The organism is Burkholderia guangdongensis, assembly GCF_013403875.1.
GTDB classification, from domain to species: Bacteria; Pseudomonadota; Gammaproteobacteria; order Burkholderiales; family Burkholderiaceae; genus Burkholderia; species Burkholderia guangdongensis.
Genome location: NZ_JACBNX010000007.1, coordinates 66,750 through 83,941 on the forward strand (window position 1 = coordinate 66,750; position 17,192 = coordinate 83,941).

15 protein-coding genes and 1 pseudogene are annotated in these 17,192 nt (G+C 63.4%); 8 read left to right on the forward strand and 8 right to left on the reverse strand.

The window, feature by feature from the left end; translation table 11 throughout:
* Nucleotides 1-9: 9 nt before the first annotated feature.
* From HZI36_RS08815 to HZI36_RS08830, 4 genes are all read left to right on the forward strand, one after another.
* Nucleotides 10-1,398, forward strand: a complete 1,389-nt coding sequence (locus HZI36_RS08815; RefSeq protein ID WP_179402265.1) for an aldehyde dehydrogenase family protein — start codon at nt 10-12, stop codon at nt 1,396-1,398.
* 28 nt (nt 1,399-1,426) lie between these two features.
* Nucleotides 1,427-2,590: an iron-containing alcohol dehydrogenase gene (locus tag HZI36_RS08820; RefSeq protein WP_179402266.1), complete on the forward strand. Its 1,164-nt coding sequence runs from the start codon at nt 1,427-1,429 to the stop codon at nt 2,588-2,590.
* Between the two features lie 104 nt (nt 2,591-2,694).
* On the forward strand, nt 2,695-4,503 hold the full coding sequence (locus HZI36_RS08825; protein ID WP_179402267.1) for a chloride channel protein: 1,809 nt from the start codon (nt 2,695-2,697) through the stop codon (nt 4,501-4,503).
* Nucleotides 4,504-4,505: 2 nt separating this feature from the next.
* Nucleotides 4,506-5,558 carry an AraC family transcriptional regulator gene (locus tag HZI36_RS08830; protein ID WP_246327018.1) on the forward strand — a complete coding sequence of 351 codons (1,053 nt, stop codon included), beginning with the start codon at nt 4,506-4,508 and terminating at the stop codon, nt 5,556-5,558.
* 31 nt (nt 5,559-5,589) lie between these two features.
* On the opposite strand, the gene HZI36_RS08835 is transcribed toward HZI36_RS08830, so the two are convergent.
* From HZI36_RS08835 to HZI36_RS08845, 3 genes are all read right to left on the reverse strand, one after another.
* A complete protein-coding gene (locus HZI36_RS08835; protein ID WP_179402268.1) occupies nt 5,590-6,552 on the reverse strand; it encodes a PDR/VanB family oxidoreductase in 963 nt (320 codons plus the stop codon).
* Between the two features lie 61 nt (nt 6,553-6,613).
* Nucleotides 6,614-7,735, reverse strand: a complete 1,122-nt coding sequence (locus HZI36_RS08840) for a porin (protein ID WP_179402269.1) — start codon at nt 7,733-7,735, stop codon at nt 6,614-6,616.
* Between the two features lie 59 nt (nt 7,736-7,794).
* On the reverse strand, nt 7,795-9,156 hold the full coding sequence (locus HZI36_RS08845) for an aromatic ring-hydroxylating oxygenase subunit alpha (RefSeq protein WP_246327019.1): 1,362 nt from the start codon (nt 9,154-9,156) through the stop codon (nt 7,795-7,797).
* 50 nt (nt 9,157-9,206) lie between these two features.
* On the opposite strand from HZI36_RS08845, the gene HZI36_RS26950 reads away from it, so the two are divergent.
* A complete protein-coding gene (locus tag HZI36_RS26950; RefSeq protein WP_246327020.1) occupies nt 9,207-9,389 on the forward strand; it encodes a hypothetical protein in 183 nt (60 codons plus the stop codon).
* On the forward strand, nt 9,390-9,656 hold the full coding sequence (locus tag HZI36_RS26955) for a hypothetical protein (protein WP_246327021.1): 267 nt from the start codon (nt 9,390-9,392) through the stop codon (nt 9,654-9,656).
* Here HZI36_RS26955 and HZI36_RS08855 read toward each other — a convergent pair.
* Together HZI36_RS08855 and HZI36_RS08860 are read right to left on the reverse strand one after the other, a co-directional pair.
* Complete coding sequence (locus HZI36_RS08855; RefSeq protein WP_179402270.1) at nt 9,626-11,056, reverse strand: MFS transporter; 1,431 nt, start codon at nt 11,054-11,056, stop codon at nt 9,626-9,628. The genes HZI36_RS26955 and HZI36_RS08855 overlap by 31 nt on opposite strands.
* Before the next feature lie 142 nt (nt 11,057-11,198).
* Nucleotides 11,199-11,459, reverse strand: a pseudogene (locus HZI36_RS08860) (ABC transporter permease); the annotation flags it as partial.
* Between the two features lie 371 nt (nt 11,460-11,830).
* Here HZI36_RS08860 and HZI36_RS08865 point away from each other — a divergent pair.
* Together HZI36_RS08865 and HZI36_RS08870 are read left to right on the forward strand one after the other, a co-directional pair.
* Entirely contained in the window at nt 11,831-13,168 is a 1,338-nt protein-coding gene (locus HZI36_RS08865) for a JmjC domain-containing protein (protein ID WP_246327022.1), read from the forward strand.
* A gap of 20 nt (nt 13,169-13,188) precedes the next feature.
* Nucleotides 13,189-13,551, forward strand: a complete 363-nt coding sequence (locus tag HZI36_RS08870; protein WP_179402271.1) for a hypothetical protein — start codon at nt 13,189-13,191, stop codon at nt 13,549-13,551.
* Between the two features lie 22 nt (nt 13,552-13,573).
* Here the strand turns inward: HZI36_RS08870 and HZI36_RS08875 are convergent, their stop codons facing one another.
* The 3 genes from HZI36_RS08875 to betA all read right to left on the reverse strand — a co-directional run bounded on the left by HZI36_RS08875 (nt 13,574) and on the right by betA (nt 17,187).
* Nucleotides 13,574-14,344 carry an ABC transporter permease gene (locus HZI36_RS08875; protein ID WP_179402272.1) on the reverse strand — a complete coding sequence of 257 codons (771 nt, stop codon included), beginning with the start codon at nt 14,342-14,344 and terminating at the stop codon, nt 13,574-13,576.
* Nucleotides 14,341-15,300, reverse strand: coding sequence for an ATP-binding cassette domain-containing protein (locus HZI36_RS08880; protein ID WP_179402273.1), 960 nt, complete (start codon nt 15,298-15,300; stop codon nt 14,341-14,343). The genes HZI36_RS08875 and HZI36_RS08880 overlap by 4 nt, the downstream gene beginning before the upstream one ends.
* A 186-nt stretch (nt 15,301-15,486) precedes the next feature.
* Entirely contained in the window at nt 15,487-17,187 is a 1,701-nt protein-coding gene (betA, locus tag HZI36_RS08885; RefSeq protein ID WP_179402274.1) for a choline dehydrogenase, read from the reverse strand.
* Nucleotides 17,188-17,192 lie beyond the last annotated feature (5 nt).

The following is a 17,192-nucleotide window of genomic DNA, read 5'->3' on the forward strand; positions in this document are numbered from 1 at the left end:
AAGGCCTTCATGACACAGGAACTCGTCACCCTCAGCCCCATCGACGGCCGCGAGATCGTACGGCGTCCTTATGCAACCGAAACCCAGTTGGTGGCCACGCTCGCGAAAGCCCGGGCCGCGCAGCGCGCATGGGGCGTGCGCCCGCTGGCCGAGCGGCAGGCGCTGCTCGGCGCGGCGGTCGACCGGTTCGTCGCGATGCGCGCGCAAGCCGCGGAAGCGATCACGCGCCAGATGGGCCGGCCGCTGCGCTACACGCCCGGCGAAGTCGACGGCTTCGCGGCGCGCGCGCGCCACATGATCGGGATCGCCGACGCGGCATTGCGCCCGGTCGAGGTCGAGCCGCAGCCGGGTTTCACCCGATACGTGCGGCGCGAGCCGATCGGCGTGGTGCTGACGATCGCGCCGTGGAACTATCCGCTGCTGACTGCCGTGAACAGCATCGTGCCGGCGCTGATGGCCGGCAACGCGGTGATCCTGAAGCATTCGGAGCAGACGCCGCTGTGCGCGGAGCAGATCCATCTCGCGTTCACGGAAGCGGGCCTGCCCGACGGGGTGTTCCAGTTCGTGCACGCGAACCACGACACGACGCAGCGGCTGATCCGCGCGCCGGAGATCGGCTTCGTGTCGTTCACGGGATCGGTCGCCGGCGGCCGCATGGTCGAGCAGACGGCGGCGGGGCGGTTCATCGGCGTCGGCCTCGAGCTCGGCGGCAACGATCCGGCCTACGTGCGGGCCGACGCGAACCTCGAGCACGCGGTCGAGACGCTCGTCGACGGCGCGTTCTTCAATTCCGGGCAGTCGTGCTGCGGCATCCAGCGCATCTACGTCGCGCAGCCGCTGTTCGACGCGTTCGTCGAGCAGGCGGTCGCGCTCACGCATCGCTATGTGCTGGGCAACCCGCTGGACGACGAGACCACGCTCGGGCCGCTCGTGCGGACCTCGGCCGCCGACGGCGTGCGCGGCGTCGTCGCCGACGCGCTCGCGCGCGGCGCGCGCGACCTGATCGACGCCGGCCGTTTTCCGGCGAGCCGCGCGGGCACGCCGTACGTGGCGCCGGCGCTGATGGTCGACGTCGATCACGGCATGACGCTGATGAACGACGAGTGCTTCGGGCCGGTCGTCGGCATCATGCCCGTGCGCGGCGACGACGCGGCGGTGACGCTGATGAACGACAGTCCGTACGGCTTGAGCGCGGCGGTGTTCACGCGCGACGAAGCGGCCGCGGTGGCGATCGGCGAGCGCGTCGCGACCGGCACGTTCTTCATGAACCGCTGCGACTATCTTGATCCGGCGCTTGCGTGGACCGGCGTGAAGCATACCGGGCGCGGCGCGTCGCTATCGGTGATCGGCTACGAGCATCTGACCCAGCCCAAATCGTTCTATCTGCGCGCGCTGTGACGCGCGGTTCCGTCTCGAGGATGACGCTATGACTCCCGCTTCCGTCAACTGGAACTACCCGACCGCCGTCAAGGTCGGGCCGGGGCGCGTGCGCGAATTGCCCGAATGGTGCAAGAGCGTCGGCATGACGCGGCCGCTCGTCGTGACCGATCCGGGGCTCGCGGGCCTGCCGATGGTGTCGGCCGTGCGCGCCGCGTGCGAAGCGGCGGGCCTGCCGTGCGGGTTGTTCCGCGACATCAAGGGCAATCCGACCGGCGGCAACGTCGACGACGGCGTGCGCGCGTTGCGCGCGGGCGGCCACGACGGCGTGATCGCGTTCGGCGGCGGCTCCGCGCTCGATGCGGCGAAGGCGGTTGCGATGATGGCCGGGCAAACGCGCCCGCTGTGGGATTTCGAGGATGTCGGCGACAACCATCTGCGCGTGAACGTCGCCGGCATGGTGCCGGTCGTGGCCGTGCCGACCACGGCGGGAACCGGCTCGGAGGTCGGGCGCGCGTCGGTGATCACCGACGAGGCCGCGCACGTAAAGCGCATCATCTTTCACGCGCGCATGCTGCCGTCCGTCGTGATTCTCGACGCGGAGCTGACCGTCGGCCTGCCGCCGCGCCTGACGGCCGCGACCGGCATGGACGCGCTGTCGCACAACCTCGAGGCGTATTGCTCGCCGTTCTACCATCCGATGGCCGCGGGCATCGCGGTGGAGGGGATGCGCATGATCGGCGAATATCTGCCGCGGGCCGTCGCCGACGGCGGCGATCTCGACGCGCGCCAGCAGATGCTGGTCGCGTCGGCGATGGGCGCGACCGCGTTCCAGCGCGGACTGGGCGCGATGCATGCGCTCGCGCATCCGCTCGGCGCGCTGTACGACGCGCATCACGGCATGCTGAACGCGATCCTGATGCCGTACGTGCTGCGCGCGAACGCGGCGGCGATCGACGAGCGCATCGGCGCGCTCGCGCGCTATCTCGGCCTGCCGTCGGCCGGTTTCGCGGGCTTCCTCGACTGGGTGCTGAGCCTGCGCGCGTCGCTCGGCATTCCGCATACGCTCGCCGAGATCGGTATCGACGCCGGCGACGCGCGGCGCATCGGCGAGATGGCCGTGGCCGACGGGTCGGCCGCCACCAATCCGATCGCGTTCGACGCCGCGCAATACGCACGCCTGTTCGAAGCGGCGGTGCGCGGCACGCTCTGAGTCCGGTCATGGCGCGACACGCGCCCCTTCGGCAAATTACATCATATTGTGATATATATACGCTCCAGGTGCTACCGATCGTTGGCTGCCGAACAAGGGGAATCATGAGCGAGCACAAGGGCGATTTCGCGACGGACGTTCGACTCCTGCGCATCAGTGCGATCGCGGCGGTCGGCGGCGTATTGAGCACCGTCGCGGCCGATTTTTTGCTGCACCTGATCCGCTTCTTCACGAACCTGTTCTTCTTCCAGACGCTATCCGTCGCGAACCATTCGCCGTCGCGGAACGCGCTCGGGCTGCTCGTCGTCGTGGCGCCCGTGATCGGCGGCCTGCTGGTCGGATTGATCGCCCGGTTCGGCTCGGAGCAGATTCGCGGCCACGGGATACCCGAGGCGATCGAGGCGATCCTGTTCGGGAAAAGCCGGATGTCGCCGAAAGTGGCGGTGCTCAAGCCGCTCGCGTCGGCGATCGCGATCGGCAGCGGCGGGCCGTTCGGCGCCGAGGGTCCGATCATCATGACGGGCGGCGCGATCGGCTCGCTCGTCGCGCAGTATTTTCATCTGACGAGCGCCGAACGGAAGGCGCTGCTGGTCGCGGGCGCGGTGGCCGGCATGACCGCGGTGTTCGGCACGCCGGTCGCCGCCGTGCTGCTCGCGATCGAGCTGCTGCTGTTCGAGCTGCGGCCGCGCAGCCTGTTGCCGGTCGCGATCGCCTGCGTCGTCGCGGGCTTCACGCGGCCGCTGCTGCTCGGCAGCGGCCCGCTGTTTCCGCTGCAGACGGCGTCGCTCGGTCCGATCGGCATCGTGTCGTCGGCGATCGCGGGCGTGATCGCCGGTGCGCTGTCGTGGGGGTTGTCGACGTGGCTCTACAAGGTCGAGGACGCATTCGGCAAGCTGCCGATCCACTGGATGTGGTGGCCGGCGCTGGGTGCGGTCGCGGTCGGCATCGGCGGATATTTTCAGCCGCGCACGCTCGGCGTCGGTTACGACGTGATCGGCGATCTGCTGCAAAACCATCTTGCGCTGCACGCGGTGATCTCGATCGTCGTGATCAAGGCGATCATCTGGGTCATCGCGCTCGCGTCCGGCACGTCCGGCGGCGTGCTGGCGCCGTTGCTGATGATGGGCGCGGGCGTGGGCGCGATCGTCGCGCCGTACATGCCCGGCGGCGATCCGGCGGTCTGGCCGCTGATCTTCATGGCCGCCGCGCTCGGCGGGATGATGCGCGCGCCGGTGATGGCGGCAGTGTTCGCGTTCGAGCTGACGGGCGACGCGAATGCGTTGCTGCCGCTGCTGGCGTCCGCCGCGGTCGCATACGGCTTCACGGTGCTGCTGATGCGCCGCTCGATTCTGACGGAGAAGATTGCGCGGCGCGGCTATCACATCTACCGCGAGTACAGCATCGATCCGCTCGAACGACATTATGTCGACGAGGTGATGAGCCGCTCGGTCGAGGCGATCGATGCGCAGACCACGGTGGCCGACGTGCTCCGCGATTATTTCGGATCACGACAGAAATTTCGCGCGTATCCGGTGGTCTCGTCCGGGGCGCTGGTGGGCATGGTCGACCGGGCGCTGCTCGATCGGATTCCTCCCGAGAAAAGCGATGCGCCGCTCGGCACGTTCTTCGCGGCGCGGCCCGAATTCGCGCTGCCGGGAGAAACGTGCCGAAGCGTCGCGGCCCGGCTGGCGATCACGGGGCTCGACCGCGTGCCGGTGGTCGACGACGAGCACACGTATCGCCTGCTCGGCATCGTGTCGCGGCACGATCTGGTCAAGCCGTCGATGGCGGTGTTTGCCGAAGAGCACGAGCTCGAGCAGTTCCGCCGCGTGTGGAGCCCGGCGAGCGCGCGCTTCGCGCCGACCAGGAAGCGCGAGGCGGCGCCGGACAAGCACGCTGATGCGGATCTGTAGCGATGCGGGCCCGAGCCGGTCGTGGCGCCGGCATAGCGCGTTTTTGGGTGTCGCGGAGTATTATCATCAACTCAACCCGTCGATTTGCCCTGCGCTACATGGACCCGTTAAGCGAGTTTTTATCTGACTTTCATACGAATGCGGTGGTCACGGGGCATTTCACGCTGCATGAACCGTGGGGCATCGACAAGGAAGCGGTGAACGGCGTGCCTTTTAGAATCTGCGAGGGCGCTCCGTACTACCTGCAACCGGAAGGCCTTGAACCCGTCTGGGTCGAACCTGGCGATGTCGTGTTGCTTCCACACGGTACGCGGCATCGCATGGGCTCGGATCTTGAATGTCCCGTCAAGCCGTTCTTCGAACTCGTCGCCGAAAAGGGTGTGCAGCCTCGCTATGACACGCCTCTGGAGTTCGAAGCCGGTGGCAGCGGCAGGGTATGCGAAATGCATACGGCCATTGTCGGGTTTCCCGATCAGGAGCGCCACCCGCTGTTTTCGATTCTGCCTCAACTGATTCACATTCGCGACAACGATCCCGCCATTTCGCCGTGGCTCAAATTGACGCTTCGGGCCTTCATCGAGGAATCGATGTCTTGCCGGTCCGGTTGGCACATTACGGCAACGCGAGTATCCGAGGTGTTGTTGATACAGATGATCCGGGCCCACATTCAAATGCATATGGGCAACGATGCCAATTGGATCGCCGGACTCTTCGATCCACAAATTGGCACTGTGCTTCTCGCGATCTTGCGCGCGCCTGGAGAGGACTGGAGCCTGGAACGACTTGCGGATTTGGCGGCGATGTCGCGCTCGAGGTTCGCGAGCCGCTTTACGACGATCGTCGGTACTGCGCCCATGACGCACGTGACCCATGTTCGCATGCACGCGGCGGTCAAGGCCTTGACGACCCCCGGGGCGCGCGTTTCCGCGGTCGCCGCTCAGATCGGCTACGAATCCGAAAAGGCCTTCGCGCGCGCATTCAAGCGCTGGGCGGGCGTCGCGCCCCGCACCTATGTGCAGCGGCCGCTGAGCCGGCAGGAGCCCCACGCCAGCTGAACCCTGTCGCCAGCTTTTTCTGGCCGTACCGTCAAAGGTCCAGAACCAGTTTGCCGCCATTCCGGGATCCCGAAACACAGATCATCATCGTCTTGCCGGCCGCTTTCTCCGATTCGCTGAGCACGCAATCGCGATGCTCCGGAACACCGTCGAGCACGACCGTCTCACAAGCTCCACACAGACCCTCGCGACAGCTATATTCGCAGTCGATGTCCGCGGCGAGCAGCGCATCCAGCAGAGGGCTGCCGTCCGGCACTTCGATCGTTCGATCGCTGCGTTTCAGGTAAACCCGATACCCTCCCGCCGGAGCGCTGGTCGTCGCAGGGACGGCGGCGAACCGTTCCAGATGCACGTGCGCGATGCCGCACGCGGCACAGGCTGCCTCGTACGCAGACAACATCGGCAGTGGACCGCAGCAGTATGCGTGGATGTCCTTGGGTTGCGCGGCAAAGAATTGCCGAAGATCGAAAGGCTGGCCACCATGCTCGTCATCGAACCAGAGCTCGACATCGCCGCCCAGCGCGGCGAACTCGTCGAGAAACGCGGCCTGGTTGCGTGACCGAGCACAGTAGACCACGCGCGCGGACTTGCCTCGTGCACGTAGATGCCGGTACATGCACAGGATCGGCGTCACGCCGATGCCGCCTGCAATGAGCACCGTCTCATCGGCCGTTTCGTCGAGCTCGAAGTGGTTGCGTGGCGTGCTGATCGTCAGCACGCTACCGCAGCGCAGTTCTTCATGCACGAAACGCGATCCTCCCCGGCTATTCGGATCGAATAGCACGCCGAGCACGTACCGGTTGGAATCGCTCGTCGAATTGAGCAGCGAGTAGCTTCGCGATATGCCATTCGGCAAATGCAGATCCACGTGCGAACCCGCGGTAAATTCGGGAAAAGTGCTTCCGGCTACCGGCACGAGTTCAATACTGACGACCCGCTCCGACTCGTAACGGAGGGTACGTACGCGGGCTTGCAACATCGGTGAATGTTTCATGACGATCTATTCCAGGGGGACACCTGTACGGCGTGTCCGGACGTTTTCCCGCCGCGTTCGTTCAGAATTTGTGAATGATGGCGACACGCATCGAGGCCTGCTCGTGATTCGACGATGGTGTGTACCAGTAAAAGTCCTGCCCCTGCTGAGCGACGACCGGCCCCGACGCGATTTGATACGAGGCAGCGGCATAGAGGCTCGTACGTTTGCTCAGGAAATAGTACGCGCCGACAGTCGGCTGGTTCCAGTGAACGTCGTTGGTCTTTTCATATTCGTAGGCCGCGATGCCCTGAAGCTCCGGCGTGAACGAATAGATCAAACCACCTTCATAAATCCAAAGTGTCTGGGATTTGTCGTATCCCTTGAACGTCGTCGCCGTGACGTTGCCCGCTACAGTAAGCTGTCCGAATTTATACGATGCGCCGAGTTCGGCCGAAGACTGGCGATCGAGTGCGAAATTGCCTTCCCAATACGCATCCTGACCGTTCTGGGTCGTTGCCTGACCGAGAAAGGTCGAGACGCCCAATTGCCCATACGGATCGAAGAATGCCGGGTTATTGACGCTCGTATAGATGGCGGCCAGGTGCAGGTTGTCGCCGTCGTACTTGGCTCCCACGCTATACGCGCTACTCTTCGTGAACTGTCCAGGCACGCCGCCGAAGGAATAGAGCGCGCCGATCTGCACGCCGCCGAACGAAGGGCTCGTGTATTTGATCGCGTTGTTCAGGCGATCGCCGCCTTGCCGGTCGACGTCGCCGATGTGCCCGCCCGTGGCAAGGGCATAGGCCGCCGGGCTGAAGTAGCCGAGCGTCATGTAATCCCACGCAAAATCGTACTGACGACCTAGGGTAATCGTACCGTACGGGCTCGCGATTCCGACGTAGGCCTGACGTCCGAACAATGCAGGACCGATGCCTGCCACCGATGATCCCGTGTTGAGGTCGAAATCGCTTTCCAGATCGAAAATGGCCTTGTATCCATTTCCGAGATCCTCCGTGCCGCGCAATCCCCAGCGATTGCCGAAGTTTTCGCCCGCCACCAGACCGACGAAGCGTTTGCCGGCTTCGTTGCTGACGTAGGTCACCCCTTCGTCCAGCAAACCATACAGTGTTATCGAACTCTGCGCATAGCTCGACGTGTTCGCACATACCAGTGCCGCAGCCAGCATAATTTTGTATTTCATGGGACGGATTTCCATTTCCACACGCTTGATGACCATTGGGATCAGTGCTCGAGTGATACTTAGTCGTCGGTTTCGGCACCGTGAACCACGAAAAATTTTGCGCGCTGGGTCTTCTGGCCGATCGCTTTTTCATAGCTGCTCCGAACTTCTTCCGGCTGCCCCGCCTGACCGATGAAGTCGCGCAGGTATGGCCCGAGCAGCGGGTGCTTGTCCTGCTCCGCGCGCGGCAGGCCGTTCAGCATTTCTTCCCGGCAAGCGGAAGGCAGGCGCACGTTCTTGTTGGCGGCCTTGTCGGTAATCAGCCCTTTGGGCTGCGCGCCGCCCGCGACCGCGTCGAGTTCGTCGAAAAAGCGTTTGCGCATCATCACGATGCCGCGATCGCTCGCGCCCAGCGTCTCTTTGCTACGGTCGGCGATGGGCCCCTGACCGACCCAGGCAGCGAAATCCTGGTTCGCCACGTGGCTCGTGATCCAGTTGCCGTTCTCGTCGTGCAGCGGGCCGTACCATGACGGAATCCGGTCCTGCACATAAGGCTCCTGCTCTTTCGGTACGCGGCTGAATACCCACAGCACGCTCAATGTGTTTTCGTCGTCAATGGGCACGCGCCATTCAAAGTGGTGGCCGAGATAGAACGCGTTCGGCCAAAGCGTCACGCGGCCGACCGTCCACATCGGGTTTTGCTCGCTCTCCGACGCGCGCAGCCGCTTGTAGACGAAGCCGTACTCGAACTCCTCGTACAGTGTTTTCAGATGAGTCGGGACGTATTCCGCGTTGTCGTCCTGCTGGCGTGCCGTCCAGTTGTTGTGCGTCCACTCGAAGTGGATCGGATCGATCGAGTTCTCCTGGCATTGGAACCAGTTACACGGCAGTTCGGCGAAAACCGCTTGCGCGAAACCGTTGCTGTAGTTGAACAGATCCCAGTCCGGCAGCTCGGGAGCCGGCGCCGGCCCCATGTACGCCCACAACATGCCGGCCTTCTCGCGCACTTCGTATGCTTTTACCGCTGTCTTCTTGCGAAGGCGGGCCTCCGGGTCGACGATCTCCTCGTAGGGCTGGTGCACGCACTGGCCGCCCGACGCGAATTCCCAGCCGTGGTACGCGCAGCGCAGGCCTTCCTTTTCGACATAACCGAACGCGAGATCCGCACCGCGATGCGGGCAGCGGCGTTGAATCAGGCCGTACTTGCCGGACAGATCCTTGAACAGAACGAGATCCTCGCCGAACAAACGAATCGGACGCACCGCTTTGTCGTCGAATTCGGTGACGCCGGCAATCGGATGCCAGTAACGGCGAAGGTATTCGCCCATCGGGGTACCCGATCCCACTTGCGTCAGCGTCTGGTTCTTTTCGGGACTCAACATCTCTTTTCTCCTTGTTGCATCAACAGTGCTAGAGCCGGTTGCGCATTTTTTGTCGCCCAAATTCCCGGATCAACCTCCGAAATCATCAAAAAGGTAGCCGATCATCCCAAATGAAAGCACTGTTTCTCGATTTGATCGCAATGAATTGGGACGATCGGATCCCTTTTCGGGATGAGCGATCACTGACGCGACATGTGGGGGACGAGGCGCGCCTGCGCGAGATCAATGACTGGGTACGAATCGACGCCGACGGCCGGACGATCTTCGGCTTGTCGCAGGCGGAAGTAGGGTAGGTGGGCTACACCGGATTGCCGCCGGTGCTCGCCGATGAAATAGATGAGGATTGGCGCAATGCGTCGGTCGAATTCATCCCGGGCCGGGACGCGTACTGGATCAGCGCCGAGAACGAGGCGGCGAAGCAGTTCGTCGGCGCGTACGGCCAGACGTTCGGCCAGACGTTCGGCCTACAGACGATGGATGTGTTGCGTTGGCTCGCCTCGTCCACGCTGGGACGAGGCTCAATCGCGCGTCACGACACCTTGTCCGCCGCCACCGCATAGCCGGAGCCGCCGCGCCCGTCGTCGTCCGACGCCAGCGCTTCGAGCGCGAGCCCCTTCGTCTCGATCCCGAGCACCGCCACAGCGAGCGCGGCCGCCACGAACGACAGCGCGCCGAGCGTGAACACGCCGCCCTGGCCGAACACCGGCAGCACGACGCCGACCGCATAAGGCCCGATCAGCGACCCGATGCGCCCGATCGCCGACGCGAAGCCGGAGCCGGTCGCGCGTGCGCCGGTGTCGTAGAGCTCCGGCGTATACGTGTAGAGCGCTGCCCACATGCCGAACAGGAAGAACTGCATCACGAGGCCGGTGCCGACGAGCAGCGCGACGCTGCCGCCGTGCAGCGCGCTCTGGCCGTACAGATAGGCCATCACTCCGCCGCCGACCAGCGACGCGATGCAGGTCGGCTTGCGTCCCCAGCGCTCGACGAGCCACGCGGCGCACAGGAAGCCGGGCACGCCGCCGAGCGAGATCAGCACCGTATAGAACACCGATTGCGTGACCGCGAAGCCGGCCTGCTGCAGCAGCGCGCCGAGCCACGACGTGAGCCCGTAGAAGCCGAGCAGCGCGAAGAACCACAGCAGCCAGACCATCGTCGTACGGCGGCGATACGCGCCGCTCCAGATCTCGCGCAACGCGCCGCGGCCGCGCACGGGCGTGGCGGCGGCGATTGACGGCGAAGGCAAAGGCAGCGTCGCGACGCCCGCCGAGCGCATCACCTTCGCTTCGATGTCGCGCATCACCGTGTCGGCTTGCGCGAGCCGGCCCGCGTGCTCGAGCCAGCGCGGCGATTCCGGCACGAGGCGCCGCACGAACAGCACGAACACGGCCGGAATCGCGAGCAGCGCGAACACGGTGCGCCAGCCGAACTGCGGCAGCACGAAGTACGACACGAGGCCTGCCGTGATGAAGCCGAGCGGCCAGAAGCCGTCCATCAGCGCGATCAGCCGGCCGCGGTTCGCGGTCGGCACGAATTCGGACAGCAGCGTCTGCGCGACCGGAAACTCCATCCCCATCCCGATCCCGAGCAGCACGCGCCAGACGATCAGCGCGTCGACGCTCTGCGCGGTCGAGCACAGATACGATACCGTGCCCCACAGCACCATGCTCCACTGAAAAACCGGGCGGCGCCCGAACCGATCGGCGAGCAGCCCGGCGAGTGCGGCGCCGATTACCATCCCGAAGAAGCTTGCGCTCGCAACGAGTCCGGCGGCCGCGGTCGACAGGCCGAACTCCTTCCGGATCGAGCCGAGCACGAACGTCATCGTGCCAAGGTCGACCGAATCGAAGAAGAACGCGATCGCGACGATCACGAAGATCAGCCGGTGATAGCCGGAGAACGGCAGGCGTTCCAGGCGGGCGGCCGCGCTGGCGTGCGCGGGGGAGGCGGTGGCGGGCATGGCGTTCCCTGAATGAAAAAGGGGCCTCGAAGCGACATGCTTCGAGGCCCCGGTGCTTCAGTAGACGCGATCAGAATGGGCCGTATCGGAGAAAACCCGCCATCGATTAGATCAAATGCGCCATCGCCCGCGCGTCGGTTCGTCAGTTCTTCAGCCGATAGCCGGTGCGGAAGATCCACGCGACGATCGCGAGGAACAGCATCACGATGCGCCACGCGGGCGGAAGCATGTCGATCGGGTAGATGCTGCCGCCGAGGAACGTCAGCGGCGTGATGATCAGGAGCAGCACGAACTGCAGCTTCTCGAAGCTGTTGGACCAGATGCCGATCACGAAGTCGAACAGGCTGAACGTGACCGACGCGAGCACGAGAAACAGCACCACGCGGAGTTGACGAGTGGTGTGGGCAATTGCGTGGAAGCACGAGTTTTCGTTAGTAGATGGGGTGCGAATCTCGTCGGAAATTGATCTGGAACAAAGAGTGATCAAATTAAATCTTTCATTTTAATTAAATGAAGATTAATTTTTTATTTCGAGTGTGAGGTGCATTGTATCTCATATATCGATTTTTTGATGCGATGCGATATTAGGGCAGAGGATAACCGTCTGCTTTTTTGGAGAGCCGCACTAAGCATATTTCCCAACTGCTCGGAGATATACCTTGCGTGAATTGACAATCAAGGATTTGGAACTCGTTGCCGGTGCAGCCGGCGGATGGGCTGGCGAAATGATGCAATGGGGTCTTTCATGGGCTCCTAGCATGGGCGCTGGAGGAATTGCTGGAACGGTTGGATTTGCCGTCGGCGGCCCTCTTGGCGGGTTGGCCGGTGCGGCCGCGGGCGCTGCGGCTGGATATGCCACCGGAAAGATGTTTGATGCATCTGGCGGCTCGTTTGGGCGCATTGAACCAACTGGTGTTGATTATTGCGGTTGCAGTTACCAATAACCGTAGGCGTCCTATGAATATTCGTTTCAGCGTCCCATCTGGTGATTTCATCGAGCATATCCAAGAGCGAAAACCTTTGCTGATGAAGAGTGCTGCATTCACAGCGGGTTTCTCGTGGTGCGATGTCAATGAAATTATCGCGAGAAGTGATCCTGCATCCGAGGATTTTAAATTGACCTATGATGGGGTGCGCCCGAAAGCAGAATATGTCGAGAGTTATTTGGACGTTGGAATGCTTCGGCATCGTCTGATTAAACCGGTCGTGTACGATTATCTACGGAAGGGCGGGACGTTGATCGCGAACAAGATCAGTAACGAGGCCAAGGTTCATGCTTTCTCGAAATGCGTTGCGGATTATACGCATCGACGCGTGGTAAGCAGTCTCTATGTGGCGTTTGGGACAAAGAGCTCACATCGTTGTCATTGGGATACTCGTGACGTCTTCGCGGTTCAGCTAATCGGCCGCAAGCGCTGGACGTTGTACGAGCCGTCACTCGAAGCCCCACTCTACACGCAACAAAGCAAAGACTACGAACATCTGTATCCATGCCCGCCGGATTCCAAAATGGATGTCGTCCTGGAGGCGGGGGACGTCCTCTATGTTCCGCGCGGCTGGTGGCACAATCCGCTGCCGCTCGGCGAGGCCAGTGTTCATTTGGCACTTGGGACGTTCCCCGCGTATGCCGTTGACTATCTCGGTTGGACGCTAAGTAAGATGTCGGCCTTCCTTCCCGCAAGAAAAGCACTTCTCGATTGGCGGCAGGACGAAGATACGGTTTCCATGCTCGCGAGGCGGATCGCTGAATCCTTGCGCGATCGGGAGAACTACGATCGATTTATGGATTCGTTTATCGGGGCGGCACGTGTCGAGTCGCCATTAGCCATTGAAATATTCGCGGATGCGTCTATCGATGGCGTCGGCGAGCATGTTGGGTTGCGTATAGCATCGGATGCTTCTCCTTTTCGGCGCTCACTAGATTGCATCATCGCTAATGGTACGAAAGTGAATCTGGATGAACAAGGGCGGCGAATCATCCAAAGTATTGCGTCGACTCCGGGCATTACCTCTGCTGACCTGGTTGAGCAGCATCCGGATCTGGATGCCGATAAATTGCGTTGCGTCATCACGGAGCTCTGTCGCCAAGATGTATTGGAATTGATTCGTTAAATATGTGACAAGGAGCCCAGATGCTTGTCCCGTTCAAATTCGCGCTTGCATGGGTTATTCCGGAAATTCGAGGGCTTTCTCGCGCGCAGCTCGATTCGCTGATCGAGTTGGCTCGCCAACAATCCATCATTCGGATCAGGCGCTATGGCGGCTATGCATTCGTTGCGGCATTGGTTGGTCCGTTTCTCTTGTTCGGAGGAATGCCTGTTTTTGTCAGCGTTAAATGGAATGACGGAAATATTGTTCCTTCCTCGATCGGCCTCGCTGCGCTGCTTACGATCTTGTCAAGCTTTGTGCTCACTTCAGTTTTCAATGGCTTGATCCTGAAGCCTGCCATCTACGATCTGCTTCAATCGAAAAAAAAGAGCACAAAATCGTTATAAAGGTGGCGAAGCAGTCCTGAAGTCAGTTCTTCAGCCGATAGCCGGTGCGGAAGATCCACGCGACGATCGCGAGCAGGATCGCGAGGAACAGCAGCGTGGCGGCGAGGCTGATGCCGACGTGCACGTCGGCGAGCCCGTAGAACGACCAGCGAAAGCCGCTGATCAGATAGACGATCGGGTTGAACAGCGTCGCGATGCGCCACGCGGGCGGCAGCATGTCGACCGAGTAGAAGCTGCCGCCGAGGAACGTCAGCGGCGTGATGATCAGGAGCGGCACGAGCTGCAGCTTCTCGAAGCTGTCGGCCCAGATGCCGATCACGAAGCCGAACAGACTGAACGTGACCGACGTGAGCACGAGAAACAGCATCATCCACAGCGGATGCAGGATGTGCAGCGGTACGAACAGCCCGGCGGTCCCGAGGATGATGAGCCCGAGCAGCATCGATTTCGTCGCGGCCGCGCCGACGTACGCAACGACGATCTCCCAGTACGAGATCGGCGCCGACAGGATCTCGTAGATCGTGCCGGTGAAGCGCGGGAAATAGATGCCGAACGACGCGTTCGAGATGCTCTGCGACAGCAGCGACAGCATCACGAGGCCGGGCACGATGAACGAGCCGTAGCCGATGCCGTTCACCGCGCTGATCCGCGAGCCGATCGCCGAGCCGAACACGACGAAGTACAGCGATGTCGAGATCACCGGCGCGATGATGCTCTGCATCAGCGTGCGCCGCGTACGGTGCATTTCCGAGCGGTAGATCGCGCGGATCGCGTGAAAATTCACGATGCTCATGACGTTGCGCCTCGCTTGTCGTCGTTGCGGCGGTTGTCGATCAGGCTGACGAAGATGTCCTCGAGCGAGCTCTGCGTCGTCTGCAGATCGCGGAACCCGACGCCCGCCGCGCCGAGCGCCTGCAGCAGCGTGACGATGCTCGCGTCGTCGCGTTGCGAATCGTACGTGTAGACGAGCGCGTTGCCGCCGTCCGCGAGCTCGAGCCCGTACGGCGCGAGCGCGGGCGGCAGCGTCGCGACCGCATGCTCGAGCTGCAGCGTCAGCTGCTTCTTGCCGAGCTTGCGCATCAGCTCGCGCTTTTCCTCGACGAGCACGAGCTCGCCGCCGAGGATGATGCCGATCCGGTCGGCCATCTCCTCGGCTTCCTCGATGTAGTGCGTGGTCAGCACGATCGTCACGCCGCTCGCGCGCAGCGCGTCGACGAGCTTCCACATGTCGCGGCGCAACTCGACGTCGACGCCGGCGGTCGGCTCGTCGAGGAACAGGATGCGCGGCTCGTGCGACAGCGCCTTCGCGATCATCACGCGGCGCTTCATCCCGCCCGACAGCGTGATCAGCTTGTTGTCGCGCTTGTCCCACAGTGACAGGGCCTTCAGCGTCTTCTCGATGTGCGCGGGATTCGGCGCTTTGCCGAACAGCCCGCGGCTGAACGATACCGTCGCCCAGACGGTCTCGAACGCGTCGGTCGTCAGCTCCTGCGGGACGAGGCCGATCATCTCGCGCGCCGCGCGGAAATCGCGGCGGATGTCGTGTCCGCCGACCGTGACGCGGCCCTCGGTCGGCGTGACGATCCCGCAGATCGCGCTGATCAGCGTCGTCTTGCCGGCGCCGTTCGGCCCGAGCAGCGCGAAGAGCTCGCCCGCGCGGATGTCGAGGTCGATCTGCTTCAGCGCGCGGAAGCCGGAGGCGTACGTCTTGGACAGGTTCGAAACGGACAGGATCGGTGGCGGGCTCACTGGCGAGGTCCGGAATGGGCGGACCGCTATCTTAGCAATGGCTGGTGGAGTTTGCTGGCGCGTCCAACAGACGCCCGGAAAGCACGCGGATTAGACGGCGCAGATGAACAAACGCCGCCGATTGTGCAGATCGGCGGCGTTCTCGGGCAGCGTGCGGCGTGGGGACCGCGTTTTTCAGGCCGCTTATCAGACCGTCTCCGGCTGCCGCAACGCCTTCGCGACGTTGCGCGCCAGCGCGCCGTTCGCGACGTAGTACCGCGCGTTCGAACGCGCGAGCGGCTTGCGGCCGCGGATCCTGTCCGCGATCTTCTCGGCGATCATGATCGTCGGCGCGTTCAGGTTGCCGGTCGTGATGATCGGCATGATCGACGCATCGACGACGCGCAGGCCGTCGACCCCATGCACGCGCCCTTCGTTGTCGACGACGGCCATGTCGTCGTAGCCCATCTTGCACGAGCACGACGGATGGAACGCGGTCTCCGCGCGCGCACGCACGAACGCGTCGAGTTCGGCGTCGCTCTTCAGGTCCGCGCCCGGATTCAGCTCGCGGCCGCGATAGCGGTCGAGCGCGGGCTGGCGCATGATCTCGCGTGTCGCGCGGATCCCGTCGCGGAACTCGCGCCAGTCGAGCGCCTCGGCCATGTAGTTGAACAGGATGCTCGGATGCGCGTTCGGGTCGCGCGACGTCAGCTTCACGCGGCCGCGGCTCGGCGAACGCATCGAGCCGACGTGCGCCTGGAAGCCGTGCATTTCGATCGCGTTCGAGCCGTTGTAATTGATCGCGACCGGCAGGAAGTGGTACTGAATGTTCGGCCACAGGTCGTCGTCGCGCGTGCGGATGAAGCCGCCCGCCTCGAAGTGGTTGCTCGCGCCGAGGCCGGTGCCGTTGAGCATCCATTCGAGACCGATCTTCGGCTGGTTCCACCACTTGAGCGCCGGATACAGCGACACCGGCTCCTTGCATTCGTACTGGATGTACATCTCCAGGTGGTCCTGCAGGTTGTTGCCGACACCGGGCAGATCGAGCACGACCGGAATGTCGAGCGCCTTCAGCCACGCGCCGGGGCCGACCCCCGAGCGCTGCAGCAGTTGCGGCGACGCGATCGCGCCGCTGCACACGAGCACTTCGCGGCGCGCGTGCGCGTTCGCGCGCTCGCTGCCGCGCAGATACGTGACGCCCGACGCACGCTTGCCGTCGAACAGCACGCGGTCCGCCATCGCATGCGTGACGATCGTCAGGTTCGGCCGCGCGCGCGCCTGGTCGAGATAGCCGCGCGCGGTGCTCGCGCGGCGGCCACGCGGCGTGACGGTGCGGTCCATCGGGCCGAAGCCTTCCTGCTGATAGCCGTTCAGGTCGTCCGTGCGCGGATAGCCGGCCTGCACGCCGGCCTCGACCATCGCCTCGAACAGCGGGTTCGCGCCGGGCTTGCTGGTCGTGACCGACACCGGGCCGTCGCCGCCGTGATAGTCGTTCGGGCCGACGTCGCGCGTCTCCGCCTTCCTGAAGTACGGCAGGCAGTCGAGATACGTCCAGTCGTCGAGGCCCTTGTGCGTCGACCAGTTGTCGTAGTCGAGCGCGTTGCCGCGGATGTAGCACATCCCGTTGATCAGCGACGAGCCGCCGAGCCCCTTGCCGCGTCCGCATTCCATCCGGCGGTTGTTCATGTGCGGCTCGGGATCGGTTTCGTAGGCCCAGTTGTAGCGGCGGCCCTGCAGCGGATACGCGAGCGCCGCCGGCATTTGCGTGCGGAAGTCGAAGCGATAGTCGGGGCCGCCCGCTTCGAGCAGCAGCACGGTGACGTCCGGGTCTTCCGTCAGGCGCGTCGCAAGCACGTTGCCCGCGGAGCCTGCGCCGCAGATGATGTAGTCGTATTCGCGCGTCGTCATGACGG